Here is a 13,632-nt window from a genome sequence, read left to right on the forward strand (position 1 = left end):
CTCGGGCTAGTCCTGATTTTCTGGGCGCGCGGGAGAATTCGCGAAATAGGAATTCTGCTGGCTCTCGGTAAATCAAAGCTGAATATCTTAGTGCAATTCATTATTGAGATTGCACTGCTCGGAGCGCTATCCGCCCTCCTTGCTCTCTTAATCGGCCACTTCCTCAGCAGTTCACTCAGCACGGCTTTATTGGCGAGATCCGGCGATGCTACTCTCGCCGCTCTCTCAGCCGAATCAGGTGGTATTCTCTCTACCTTGGCCGCCTTGGCAGGGGGATATTCAATAATATTTATTTCCCTCAGCGCCGCCCTCTTCCCTATTTTCCGTAAAACCCCAAAATCTATTCTTTCGCAAATGAGCTAGGAGCAATAAATGAATATTTTACAACTTGACCACATCAGCTATTCTTATCCCGGATCCAATACGAAAGTATTGGCCGATCTCTGCATGGATTTTTCTCTCGGTAAGTTCTACGCCATAGTCGGAGCCTCGGGAGCAGGTAAATCAACCTTACTGAGCCTACTCGCTGGTTTAGATTCTCCCACCAAAGGAGCAGTAAAATTCCAAGGAAAAGATATTGCCGAAACTGGATATTCACAGCATCGGCGGGAGCAGATTTCGCTCGTATTCCAAAACTACAATCTAATCGACTACTTAACCCCACTCGAGAACCTGCGTCTAGTAGATAAAAAAGCTAGCTGGGAAAATCTGGCAGAATTAGGTCTGAGCAAAGAGGAAGCTCGCCGCAATGTACTCCAGCTCTCTGGCGGCCAGCAACAGCGCGTAGCTATCGGAAGAGCTCTAGTATCTCCTGCCCCGATTATTCTGGCTGATGAACCTACCGGAAATCTAGACGAAACTACGGCCGCAGAAGTGATTGAAATTTTGCGCAATGCGGCGCGCAATGGAAAATGCGTAATCGTGGTAACGCACTCGAAGCAACTAGCTGCAGCTGCTGATATTACCTTGCAACTAAAAGGGCGCCGCTTAATAGAAAAATAAGGAGAACTAACGCCGGCTGCGCAGCGTCACTAGCGCCGCATACGGGAAAGCAGCTAGATAGAAGGCCCACCAGTGCAAACGCAGGAAACGCTTTATGCGACTTTCCGGAGTGAAAGGAAAACTTAAAAGTTGCATATCTAGCCGCCGGAACAGTGCTTGATGAATTTGTTTGGCGACGCGCTTTTTTCTCGGTACTTGCACCCAGAGCATAAGCAGCTCGCGGCAATTGTAGAGATTGAGCATATTCACTCCACAAATTCCGTAAGTAATTTCGCTTTGCCCTGCCCACCGGCAGCAATCATTTTCCCAAGCTACTAAATCTGCTAGATACTTTCTTTCCGCTCCTGGTATTTGCGCTAAGTATTCTTTGAGAATAGCTAGTGCAGCTCTTCCAGAATTGTAAATACGCGCTCGCACGAAACGCGGTCCGATAAGTGGGAGCGGAATACTATTACCGGTGACGCTTTTCCCAATCTGATCTATATTATTTCCGTTTAGCAGAGCTCGCGTTCCGAAAGCTTGCTTATAGGTATAAGCCAAATGCAAGGTATATTCATTGCAATCGCGGCCAATTAGCGCACGATACTTTTCCTGCTCTGCTGGCGGCATTTGTAAATCTGCTACTACTTGATGCTCTCTCCCGTAAGCAGCACAAAGACGCTGCGCTATTTGTAAATCAGGAGTTTCCTCCGAAAAATCGGGATGCTTGAAAGTATAATAAGGAATATCGCCGCCCAGCTTCTGCGCAAAAGCAAAATTCATCCGGCTGTCGTATCCGGCAGTGAGCGGGCAAGTAAGTTGATAATACTTAGCATATTCCCGATATATATTTGCTATTAAGCGCTCGGAGATAGCCGCAATATCCTCTATATCAAAAACTGGCTTAACTGCCGGTAAGGATAAACGCCGCGCCCGATAGGTACTTAAATCTAAAGCATGATTCGGAAGCAGTATCCGCACTTTTTTATAGCTCGAGCGGTCTGCTGGCAAGGGCTGGCCGAGTGGAGCGTTTTTCGTAATCTCTATATCTAGCTCTTGCTCTGCATTAATTTTGCCGTCATTAAGTTTACTGCCAGTAATTTTGCCGTCAGTAATTTTGCCGTAATACGCCGCTAAATTTTCACTAACTGCCACCGCGGGCACCGCGGAACTCTGCGTATAGTAAATTCCGAGAGAGCAGGTAGCATCTCCCCACATAAAACTACCCGCGGGGCAATGCAGATAAATCAGGAATTTTCCTGCACACCGATTTGCCGCCATCCAAGCTTGGCTCAATCCGCCTTGCTCGCTACTTTTCATTAAAAAATCCGGTATTTGCTCGCGCGTCAATTCTCCATGCGCATCTACGCATAATCCCAGCACTACCACGCGGTGCGTTTTAGAATCATTTTCTGCCCACTTTACTTCCGTCGCTTCGGTGTAGTTAAGCACCAGATTTTCGGCCAAAGGTAGGTGCTGAGCAAATTCTGCTTCCGCCTTCTCGTTAATTGCATAGCTAAATACAGCGTTTTTTAGAATATTATGCATGAGTATCTCTCGCGCCAATCTACTGCACTAAACAGCGTCAATTTCGGTATCCTTTTCGGAACTGCGCCACGGCTCGCGCAGCTTCTCGCTCATCTTGCTTACGCCGCAAAGTTTCCCGTTTATCCCAATCCTGCTTCCCGTGTGCTAAGGCAATTTCCACCTTCGCCATTCCCCGTATAAAGTACAGCTCCAAAGGCACTGCGGTGGTACCTTTCGCTTTTACTTTCTGAGCTAGCTCCCGTATTTCACTCTTATGCAGAAGTAATTTCCGCTTTTGGGTCGGATTGTGATTAGTCCAAGACCCCGAAGCATATACTGGAATATTGGCCCCCACCAGCCAAGCTTCTCCACGCCGATCAAAATCTATCCACGCTTCATTAATAGATGCTCTTCCGGCGCGCAAAGATTTTACTTCCGTGCCGGAAAGAGCTAAACCCGCTTCGAAAGTTTTATCAATAAAATAATCGTGCAAGGCTTTTTTATTGCGCGCAATCGCTTTTTTAGCTGCCGCGTTCGCCTTTGCTTGTGCAGAATTCACAGCTACCTACTCGTATGAATTATTACTACTGGAAAGAGGGTAAGCTCATCGGGTTAATAGGAGTCCCATTCTGCCATACCTCATAATGTACGTGGCACCCGGTGACACGCCCCGTAGCACCCGTCCGCCCAATCACAGTCCCCTGCGCCACTCGTTGCCCAGGAGATACGCTAATTGCCGATAGATGCAAATGTACCGTCACCCAAGAAGAACCATTCACTGTACCATGATTAATCATTACTTGGGCTCCACCGCTCCCGCCTAGATACGCCGGAACCGTTTCTACTACGGTACCAGCCGCTCCAGCTGTTTGCAGCTGCCCACATGGCGAGCCTAAATCAACTCCATAGTGGAAAGTACGGTAACCAGTAACTGGATGAACTCTCCCTCCAAAAGAAGAAGTCATATAGAAAGGCTTAGGAATAGGCGGCATTAACCAGTAGGCTCCCCCGCTTCCAGCCGGCTGCCAATTATTACCACCTGCCCGATTGGCGGCATCAATCTGCGCAATTTGCGCAGCTAAATTATTCCGCTCCGTCTTTACTTGCGCTAAAGAGGCCTCATAATCGCCCTTTCGCGCCTGCAACTGCGCATTCTGCGCATTAATTTGCTTCTCTAAATCATCCAACTTGGTACGCTCGGCCTGCGCAGCCTGCTGCGCAGATTCTTTTTCCGCTAAGACCGCATCCGCTTCCGCCTTCAAATCAGCGATTGTTTTCTCTACCGCTTTCTGGCGAGCTGCACCATTTCGGGCAGCCGCTCCACTCTGTTGCCCAGAAGTAAAGGCTGCGGACTGCGTACGGGCAATCGTTTCATTGGCTAAGAAAGCAGCGAGGAAATCTTCTGCCGAAGAAGATCCCACAATTAAATCCAGAGTAGAGGGGCCAGTATCGCCGCGGTAAGCAGCACGCGCTAAAGCTCCTAAAGATTCCCGTGATTCACCAGCTAAATCATCTGCCTGCTGCTGTTGAGCAGTAATATCAGCGAGCTCTTTCTGTGCTGCCTGCAGCAGAGCTGCTTTTTCTTCCGCTTTCCGCTCCGCTGCGGAAACTGCTCTCTCTGCCTGCGCCAACTTTTCTTCAGCTGCCGGTACCTGGCTCCGCGTGTTTTCCAATTCGATTATTATTTTTTGCAGCTCTGTATCCACTCCCTCGAGCTGTGCTTGTAAAGAGGAAATCTGCCGATCTTTACTCTCCTGCTGGCTGACTAAATCATCGCGATCAGCAGCAAAGCCACCCAGCGGGGTCAGCATCACAATTCCGGCTACTGCTGTAAGTAGACCAACTATTGCACAAGATACTTTCCGCATAATCTTCCTCCCTTTCTATACCTGCGTATAGCGGCGCAAAGCCACAAAAGAAGTCACTGAAGCAATAAGCACTGCCGAAATAAGTAAAACCGGAGCTACAAGCAGCACATCATGCATATTCACAATCTTTACCCAGGTGGCGCCGAACCAATCTTGGATAAAGAACTCCACTACCGCCCCGAGACTGAGCGCAGCCAAAAGAGCTCCCGTAAAGGCAGCAATCACGCCTTCCAGCACGAAAGGCAATTGAATCATCGTATTGGAAGCTCCTACATAGCGCATAATCTCAGTTTCGTGCCGGCGGAACATAGCCGAAAGCCGAATTGTAGAAGGAATGAGGAGCAAAGCCGTCAAAATCATAATCAAAGCTAAACCGCCAGATACCAGCGTAAAACGATTCAAAATATTGAAAAGCGGCTCCAACTGTTTCCGCTGATCTACTACTACTTCTACTCCGTCCCGCCCTTCGAGCGCATCAGCTACGATTTGGTATTCTGCGGGGTTTACGAGTTTCACCCGGAAAGAAGCCTGCATCTGATCTTCCGTCATAGCTTCTGCCCAGGAAGAATCCGCCATAATCTTCTTAAAAGAAGCTAAAGCGTCTGCTTTCGATTCAAAATATACTTTTTCGATATAGGGTTTCAGCTCACCAGTACCTAGATACTCTTCAATCGCTTTTATTTGCTCATCTGTGGCTTCTCCCGCTGCACACTGCGGTTTAGCCGAATCAGTGGGGCACATAAAAGCCGATACTTCTACCTTGTCGTACCAGTCATCTTTTAAGTCGTTAATTTGAATTTGAAAGAGGACGGCTGCTCCCACAAAAAGCATCGACACGAAAGTCACGAGAAGAACCGAAAACGCCATCGCGATATTGCCGCGCAGGCCTTTGAAAGTTTGCGAAATAGCGAAACGTAATCTCATCGATGCCCACCTCCGTACACTCCGCCTTCTTGGTCGCGCACAACTCTTCCATCTACTAGTTCCACTACTCGTTTGCGCAGCTGATCTACAATAGCGCGGTCGTGCGTAGCCATCACCACGGTAGTACCTTGGCGGTTGATTCGATCCAGAAGCCGCATAATATCAGAAGCGGTTTCAAAATCGAGATTACCAGTGGGCTCGTCTGCTAATAGTACCTCGGGGCGATTTACCATCGCCCGCGCAATAGCCACCCGCTGCATTTCTCCACCGGAGAGCTCATGCATACGCCGTCTTTCTTTTCCAGCTAAGCCCACCATTTCCAGCACCAAGGGCACTTGCTTGCGAATCGCATGCCGCCGTTTTCCTATTACCTGCATGGCAAGAGCTACATTTTCGTAGACGTTTTTATCCGGAAGCAGGCGAAAATCCTGAAATACATAACCAATTTGCCGGCGCAAATAAGGCACGCGCCGCTGGGAAACAGTAGCTAAATCTCGCCCTAGTACATATACTTTTCCGGAAGTCGGGCGCAGCTCAGCAGAAATAAGCGAAAGCATTGTAGATTTTCCGGAACCGGAAGCTCCAACTAAAAATACGAAATCGCCGCGCTCTATATTCAGATTTACTCTATCTAGAGCCGGTTGCGCGCCTTTAATATAGAGCTTGGTAGTGTTTTCAAAAGTTATCATCTGCCAGCTTTACCCTCTATAGTTTTGCTAATCTCTAGCTAGACTAATTTGCTGCACCGCAGAAGTAGGCTAGGCACGCCGATATCTGCTTAAAATCACCCTTATCTGGCTATTTCAGAACCGAATTAACTTATCCGGCAATTTCAAACCGATTACTTTTAAGAATTTGCAGAGGAATTAGCTTCCGCGCGCGCCGCGGCTTGCCGCCAGCGAATACCGGCGTCGATAAAAGCATCTATATCGCCGTCGAAAACTGCATCCGTATTTCCTACCTCGCAATTAGTACGTAGATCTTTTACCATCTGGTACGGATGCAGCACATAAGAACGCATCTGATCACCCCAGGAGGCTTTCACATCTCCGGCGAGTTCTTTCTTTTTTGCTTGCTCCTCTTCGTGGCGCAGCTGCAACAACCGCGATTGTAGGACCCGCAAAGCAGCCGCCCGATTTTGAATCTGCGATTTTTCATCTTGCATAGATACCACGATTCCGGTGGGTAAATGAGTCATCCGCACTGCCGAATCAGTAGTATTTACGCTCTGCCCGCCCGGGCCGGAAGAGCGAAAAACGTCGATTTTCAAATCACTTTCCGGAATCTCAATATGGTCAGTAGATTCAATAAGCGGAATTACTTCTACCGCCGCAAAAGAAGTCTGCCGGCGTGATTGGTTATCGAAAGGAGATATACGCACCAGACGGTGAGTACCCGCCTCTACCGAGAGCCGACCGTAAGCATAAGGAGCTGATACTTCAAAAGTGGTGGATTTAATTCCCGCTTCTTCCGCATAAGAAGTATCTAAAACTTTCGTGGGGTAATTATGCCGCTCTGCCCAGCGCAGATACATGCGCTGCAGCATTTGTGCAAAATCAGCCGCATCTATGCCACCCACGCCGGAGCGAATAGTCACCACCGCATTGCGTTCGTCGTATTCTCCCGAAAGTAGGGTCTGAATCTCTAAGCTAGCTAAATCTTCATTAATTAGTGGTAGTTGTTTATCTGCATCGCGATATAGCTCAGCGGCGGTTTCTGGATCACTCCCTAGCTCTTCTTCTGCCATTTCCACTAGAGTTTCTAGGTCGTCGAGGCGCCGCTCCATTTCTTTTAGTTCATCTACACGCCCCTGCATATGCGAAATAGTGGCAGTAGCTTTTTGCGCTTTTTCAGTATCTTCCCAGAAATCCGGAGCTGTCGACGCCGCAGTGAGCCGCGAAATCTCTGCTTGCAGATGCGGTATATCCGTGACGGCTGCTATTTGTGCAAAAGAATGGCGTAGCTGGCGAATTTCATTTTTATAATCGGTGACCACGTTTCCAAAGTCTACGGTATTATCGGTATTTATTTATATTCGGAAAGCAATCGGTGTGTATTTTCCTTTTTTCGAAAAAGATAGCTACCGTAGAAATGTGAATATTACTCCTTTACATCTGGCTGCTCTGGCGGTGGCTGCGCGAGACGAAATTGAAGTAGTGGGCACCCGCCCGCCCATTTCGCGCACTGACGATTTCCTCTACACCGGCGTACTGGATAGTAAAGGAAGAAAATGGACTGTGAAATATCCGCGGCATAGCCAAGCTGGAACTATTCTCGAAGCAGAAGCTGGGATTGCGCCCGCTTTACTGGCCGAATTGCAAAGTGGAAAACTTCCTTTTGACGTACTGCGCCCGGCTGGCTTCACGGCTGTAAAGCACGGGCGAGCAATGGTGTACCGCTCCCCGGTAGGAAGAGCAAAAGATTTTGCCGATTTTACGCTCAGCGATGCTCAAGAAATGGGCAGAGCCTTAGCAGCGATTCACAATCTCAATCCAGAAGTGATAAATAAAGCCGGCATGCCTTCCTATACTGCCGACGCCTGGCGAAAGCGCCTCCTTGCCGCTTTACATGATGCCTCTACCAGTGCCACTATTCCAGGGCTGCTTTTACGCCGCTGGGAGCGGGCTTTAGAAGATACTGCGCTGTGGAATTTTTCTCCGTGTGTGAGCCATGGAGATGTGGCAGAAGAGAATATCCTTTGGTCAGAGGGGCAAATTTCTTGTTTCTTAGGGTTCGGAGAAGCAAATTTGAGTGACGGAGCCCGGGACTTTGCTAATTTATCAGCAGCTTTGCCGGAGGATATATTCGATGCCGCCTTTGCTTCGTATCAGAATGCCCGCGAAGAGGAAGTAGATGAAAATTTCCTCACCCGCAGCCTCTTGATGAGTGAATTGGCTATTCCCCGCTGGCTGATGCACGGGGTGCGCTCTCATGATGAAAAGGTCATTACCGAGGCGCAGAAGATGCTCGACGATTTATTGGAGGCGGTGGAGGCTGACCCCGAACTAAATTCCGAGCCGAGCTGGGAAGTAGCTCCTCTTAACGCAGAAATAGAAACGGTAATTTCCACCTCTACTGCCGTAACTGCACTGAGTGCCGCCAGCGCGCCAAGCGCTATTAGTGCCCCGGAGCTGATTAGCGCTCTGAATGGTGCGGAAAATAGTGCCAGCAGTGCTGATACCCCCGATAGTGCGGCAAGTGATGACAGTGCCGAGAGTACCAATACTCCTCATAGCGCTGAGAGCACTGAGAGTGCCGAATAAAAAGAGTGACAGCGCCGAAAAGCAATCTGCCCACTGTAATCTGCTCAGATAACACTTCTCAAATAAGCGTTAAGAAAGGGCAAATTATACCTGTGAGCTTTAGCAAAATTATTGGAAAAGGGCAGCTTGGGCAGCGCGCAAATTCTTATCTATATTTGCAATTATTTCTTCTCTGCTCATAACTTTTCCCCGCAAAAGCCGCCGCTGCGGATCTTTTTCCCCTAGATAATAAAAACAAACTTCTATATCTTCTAAATCTATATCCCGCGCATGTGCCCATGCTAAACGATAAATAGCCAGCTGATATTCACAACTGGGTAAATCCGCTGCGCCGGGGCGCTTCCCCGTCTTCCAATCCACGATAGTAAAAGGCCGATGCCCCGGTATTTCCGAAGTATCAAATACGGCATCGATTACACACCGTACAGGCATATCGTTTAAGGTAACTTCTACTGGTTGCTCAATAGCTACCGGCTGCCAGGTGGCAAAAGGAGAATCTCGAAAGCGCCGATACAGCTTTTTCTCATCTGCCGCCGTAATTTCACTAGCCGCATCTAGCGGCATTTCACCCGGCTCAGCTACTGCATCAATATCAAGTACTGCCGGGGTAGAAAAATACTCAGCGATAGCTCCATGCACCGCGGTACCACGCCGCGCTGCCCGAAGTGGGCGCGCAGGGAGTGGTCGGAGATGCTGTAAGAGAAATTCTTGCGGATTTCTGCTGATAGCTACTAGAGAAGAAGCTGTGAGATAAGGCCCGAGTTCTAATTCTTCGGTATCCTGCTCTGCCGCTTCTTTTTCTGCCACGAGTAGTTCCGCCTCTGCTTGGAATTGCGCCAGTAGTTCCTGCGCAGCAGTATCCGTTATTTCAGTCTCTGATTCAGCTGCCGACTCTAAACTGCGCTGCACATCTACTGGCCAATAGCGGAGATCATCTCCTGATCTCAATAACTTCTTAACCGGCAATTCGGAAAATACAGATTTAGGGGTATTAGCAGCAGAATCTTCTGCTGCATCTGCGTCTGCGGCAGCCGACTGGGCTTCTCCCCACTGGGGAAATCTTTTTTTACACCAGCTGAGATAACTTTTCATATCGAAGAGATGCTCTTCGGTGCGGAATACACCTTCATTCTCCGCATCGCATTCTATAAAATCAGTTTCTGCTGCTATTTCAGCTTCTGCGTCAAAAAGCTCCGCTAGAAACATCGAATAATTTTCTTGCAAATCTCTAAGCAACGGATTTTCATCCCATTCAGTGCCTTCTTTTATATGTTTTAAGCAGTCTTGAGCTATTTCCAGCACCTTTTCATTTTTCTCATCTTTGTATGTATAGCTAGCGAGAATTAATAGCTTTTTCGGGCGAGTAAATGCCACATAAGCAAGCCGCCGCGCCTCATCAGTTGTATATTTGGGCACCAAGCGATTTTTATAATGAAAATACAGCCAGCACAGCACTCCGGCGCGGTAATACTCTGGATCAGCTTCATCTATAAAGGGTATCTGTGGAATTTCCGCTCCAGCTACTTGGAAATTAGGAATATATTTTTTATCTAAACGTAAGGATATAGGGAGGGATTCACGGTCAGTGTTCCAAAAAGTGTAACGAAATTCTTTAAGTCCGTTCTTCACCATCTCGGGAATAGCGACGATATCCCATTCCAAGCCTTTTGCAGAATGCATAGTAAGTACCTGCACCACCCCTTGTTTCGGATTAATATCCGTGCATGCTTCAGTGAGCACGGCATCTACACCGTAGGTAATGGTATCGCCACTTTCTTTTTCTACCGCTAGCTCTAACCAATCCAGAAAATCTCGCAAAGCAGTGCGTTCCTGTGCAGCGGCATACTCTTCTCCCATATTTATAAATATCTGCAGGGCCGTGCGCACTTGTGCACTTCCCTGCCCGCGGCTGGCTGCATAGATAGGTAAATCTAAGAGATCTTCTGCCAGCCTAATTAATTCCGGCAGCGGCAATTGTAAGTTTTGCCTGATTTCCCGCACTAGCTTTGCTATATGGCAAAAACGCTCCTGCCCAGCTGTAGATATTTTTTCCCAACCAGTTAGCAAATGCGGTTTAAGTGCAAAATCTAAGTATTCGACCCGGGTATTAGCATTTTCTTTTCGGGGCCCATCTTCCTCATTGCCGCTATTATCTGCTATTTCAAGACGGGAAAAAGCATAGAGATCTTTTGCGCCCAGATGAAAGAAGTTTTCTAAATAGAGCAGATCATCGTTGCGAGCGGTGTCGATAGCTATACGCAGTAGTGACCGCACTGCTTTTATCTCCGGGAAAGTAATTATTGCTTCTCCAGAAAATACCTCTACTTCTAAGTTTTCCGCTCTAAGGGCTTCTACCACATCTGGTATATATTTATTTTCTCGTAGCAATACTGCAGCAGTGAGGGACTTTCCAGCGGATTTTTCTTCTCCACTCCCCGACGCAGTTTGAAAATATTTCGCAATATTCTGCGCAATAGCTTGATAGGAATCTTGCTGCAGTATTCTGTGCGTATAAAGTACTTTCCCAGCGGCAGCTCCTGGAGCTGCATTGAGCTGTGGTAATTTTTTATGCAGCTTCTCCATAGCAGGAGTAGTTATCCTCGCCGGTTTACTTAGCCAAGGGCGCTCTTGTAAATTAAAGTTTTCTACTTTTTCGTATACTTTCGAAATATCCGGCTCTTTAGAAAAACCTTTGGTAATGCGATTAGCAGCTGCGAGGATATTTTTTCCATTCCGAAAAGCGGTGGATAAAGAAAGAACATTTTCTTCGGCTACAGAAAAAACTTCCATAAAATCACTGAGGGCATTGGCACTTGCACCTCGCCAACCATATATTGCCTGATTGGGATCTCCCACCGCACAGAGAGAATAGCTCCCGCGAAATGCGTCCGCCAAAAATTGAGCTTGAATAACAGAAGTATCCTGGTATTCATCCAAAATTATTAATTTGTATTTTTTCCGTAGTTCTTCCCCAATCTCCGGTACTTCCCGTAATACTCGCCCAGCTATAGCTACTTGATCAGCGTATTCAATTAAAGAATGCTCTTTTTTATATTGAAAATACTTCTCCACCATTTGCAAAATAGCAGCGCGATTGCGGAGTTTTTCTATAGTTCCATTTAAGTTCTCACACTCTTTCTCTGCTTCGGTATCTTGGAAAGACTTTGATTCATTAAAACTTTTTCCACTCAATAGGTCTTCCGTAGCTGCGGCCTCTTCTAGAAGAGCGCTCCGCGCTTCCGAAATCTGCAATTGATTACTGATAATTTTTTCTGCCAAGGCTAACGCAGCCTTGATTACAGTATCCGCTGAGACTTTCCGCAGCTCATCGACATCTTCTGCAGCGGAAAAATTGTGCACTATATTCTGCATAATCAGCCACTTCTCCGCATTAGTAATAAGCCGGGCGCGCGCATTTTCCCCAATCAACATGGCATAAGAAGTAGCTAAATCAGAAGCAAAAGCGTTATAGGTACTCACGGTCGGGCGCTGCAACTGCGCATGTATCTTCGCCGCCTGTTCATTTGGCTCCAAAGAAGGGCAAGAATTATCTATTCGGAATTTTTTATCCACCAACTGTAAACTATCGCTCGCCCGCTCTGCTAATTCTCTCGCAGCTTTGCGGGTAAAAGTCAACCCGAGTACTTCCTGAGGGGCTACTTCTCCGCTCGCTACTTTCCAAGCAATACGCTGCGTCATAGTGGCAGTTTTACCGGAACCTGCACCCGCGACTACTAAAATTACCGGAGCGGTAGAGCGAATTACCGTTTCTTGCTCTGAAGTAGGAGGAAATTTTAGGGTACTGACGAAATCAGTAAAACTTAATGAACTCATGAAAATATCCTCTCCCCTTCTTGTGCAGGGCACAGTGCCTTAAACTGGCAATACTCGCAATTAGCAGAACTGGGAACTGCCAAAAAATTTGGCCCTTTATCTAGCTGTGCTACTTCACGCAGAAGCTGATAAGTATCGCTAATTTCTGCTTCATTGCTCGGCTTCTGCTTCCGGGACGATATTTTCTGCGTGCCGGTATTTACATAAAGCAGAGTAGCTCCTAGAGAATGTAGATTCTCTTTTTCCTTACCTGGGGGCAGCTTTACCGATCCGTTGTCCACCAACCACTGGTAAATACGCAACTGCGGATTACCTGGAATCTCCTTTAGTGCAGGAGCTTTTGTCCCCGTCTTTAAATCAGCCACCCGCACTTGAGTTGGATCTTGTGCATCATATTCTAGGCGATCTATTTTAGCATTTACTTCTATCTCTTCATCACTGTAGTGCGCCCGTAGCTCCGGATAAACTTCCTGTAAATTATCCGGCAAATCCTCCAAATATTTGCAGTACTTTTTCAACATTGTTTCCGCTCTTTCCCGTGAATAGAGCGTAGAAGCCAAAGCTGGATCTAAATTCAACTCCGCCCACCGAGCTGTTAATTCATCTAAAAGTACTTGCAGAGTTTGCTCATAGGTCCCTTCTAAACGTGGATGATTCTCGGCAATAGAATGAATTAATATTCCCATATCCTGCCGTAAAGTTTTATCGGCGCGCTCTCCACCAATACGCGAGAAGAAAGAACGCAGCGGACACTTCATTGTCATTTCGATGCGCGAAGGAGAAATCCGCCATTTACCTTCTCCTAAAGGCTCCTGCATGCTGATAGGAAGCTCTGCTACAAACACCGGCATTCTAAGTAGCCCTGATTTTTGCAAATCTTCCGCAATAGCTTCCACTCCCGCAGCTAAGCTCGCATTTTTACTTTTTCGGTATCGATATATACTGCCCAATAAACTTTCTTTATCTAGCGGCAAAGCCGATTCTTCCTGATGATGTAAAGCAAAATCCGCACTAGTAAGCCACTCTATAAAGCGCGAAGGGCTGTCTTCTTCATTATCCAAACACCCTATAAGTAAGGATTTCTCCGCCCGACTCGCCGCTTGCAGTAACATTCGCAATTCATCGTCAATTACATCTGCATAAGTCTGCTGCGGATCTAGATCCGCTCCCGCTATATGTGCAGCCAGAGTGACGGTACAGAGCTCTGGCACTTTCGTAAGCGGATTTCGAAGACG

The 13,632-nt window shown here is 47.4% G+C and carries 11 protein-coding genes; 3 read left to right on the top strand and 8 right to left on the bottom strand.

Annotated elements, in window-relative coordinates:
- Both Q0X35_RS03760 and Q0X35_RS03765 read left to right on the top strand, forming a co-directional pair.
- On the top strand, positions 1–363 hold a 363-nt coding region (locus Q0X35_RS03760), incomplete at its 5' end, for an FtsX-like permease family protein (protein ID WP_297565607.1).
- Between the two features lie 9 nt (positions 364–372).
- On the top strand, positions 373–1,002 hold the full coding sequence (locus tag Q0X35_RS03765; RefSeq protein WP_297565609.1) for an ABC transporter ATP-binding protein: 630 nt from the start codon (positions 373–375) through the stop codon (positions 1,000–1,002).
- A gap of 6 nt (positions 1,003–1,008) precedes the next feature.
- Here Q0X35_RS03765 and Q0X35_RS03770 read toward each other — a convergent pair whose 3' ends face one another.
- The 6 genes from Q0X35_RS03770 to prfB form a co-directional block, all read right to left on the bottom strand.
- Entirely contained in the window at positions 1,009–2,529 is a 1,521-nt protein-coding gene (locus Q0X35_RS03770; protein ID WP_297565612.1) for a hypothetical protein, read from the bottom strand.
- 37 nt (positions 2,530–2,566) lie between these two features.
- Positions 2,567–3,067, bottom strand: a complete 501-nt coding sequence (gene smpB / locus Q0X35_RS03775; RefSeq protein WP_297565614.1) for an SsrA-binding protein SmpB — start codon at positions 3,065–3,067, stop codon at positions 2,567–2,569.
- A gap of 25 nt (positions 3,068–3,092) precedes the next feature.
- Positions 3,093–4,376, bottom strand: coding sequence for a murein hydrolase activator EnvC (locus Q0X35_RS03780; RefSeq protein ID WP_297565616.1), 1,284 nt, complete (start codon positions 4,374–4,376; stop codon positions 3,093–3,095).
- 15 nt (positions 4,377–4,391) lie between these two features.
- Positions 4,392–5,300 (bottom strand): permease-like cell division protein FtsX, encoded by a 909-nt coding sequence (ftsX, locus tag Q0X35_RS03785; protein ID WP_073996594.1) that lies wholly within the window; start codon positions 5,298–5,300, stop codon positions 4,392–4,394.
- A complete protein-coding gene (ftsE, locus tag Q0X35_RS03790) occupies positions 5,297–5,989 on the bottom strand; it encodes a cell division ATP-binding protein FtsE (RefSeq protein WP_297565618.1) in 693 nt (230 codons plus the stop codon). The genes ftsX and ftsE overlap by 4 nt, the downstream gene beginning before the upstream one ends.
- Before the next feature lie 158 nt (positions 5,990–6,147).
- Positions 6,148–7,296 carry a peptide chain release factor 2 gene (gene prfB / locus Q0X35_RS03795; protein WP_297565620.1) on the bottom strand — a complete coding sequence of 383 codons (1,149 nt, stop codon included), beginning with the start codon at positions 7,294–7,296 and terminating at the stop codon, positions 6,148–6,150.
- A 97-nt stretch (positions 7,297–7,393) separates the two neighbouring features.
- Here prfB and Q0X35_RS03800 point away from each other — a divergent pair, with 97 nt between their 5' ends.
- On the top strand, positions 7,394–8,563 hold the full coding sequence (locus Q0X35_RS03800) for a phosphotransferase (protein WP_297565622.1): 1,170 nt from the start codon (positions 7,394–7,396) through the stop codon (positions 8,561–8,563).
- 108 nt (positions 8,564–8,671) lie between these two features.
- Here the strand turns inward: Q0X35_RS03800 and Q0X35_RS03805 are convergent, their stop codons facing one another.
- Together Q0X35_RS03805 and Q0X35_RS03810 are read right to left on the bottom strand one after the other, a co-directional pair.
- The gene (locus Q0X35_RS03805; protein ID WP_297565624.1) at positions 8,672–12,397 is read right to left on the bottom strand and encodes an ATP-dependent DNA helicase; all 3,726 of its coding nucleotides are present in this window, start codon (positions 12,395–12,397) and stop codon (positions 8,672–8,674) included.
- Positions 12,394–13,632 (bottom strand): PD-(D/E)XK nuclease family protein (locus tag Q0X35_RS03810; protein WP_297565628.1); only part of this gene is annotated, 1,239 nt, incomplete at its 5' end. The genes Q0X35_RS03810 and Q0X35_RS03805, both read right to left, overlap by 4 nt.

Source organism: uncultured Arcanobacterium sp., from assembly GCF_947253055.1.
Classification (GTDB): domain Bacteria; phylum Actinomycetota; class Actinomycetes; order Actinomycetales; family Actinomycetaceae; genus Arcanobacterium_A.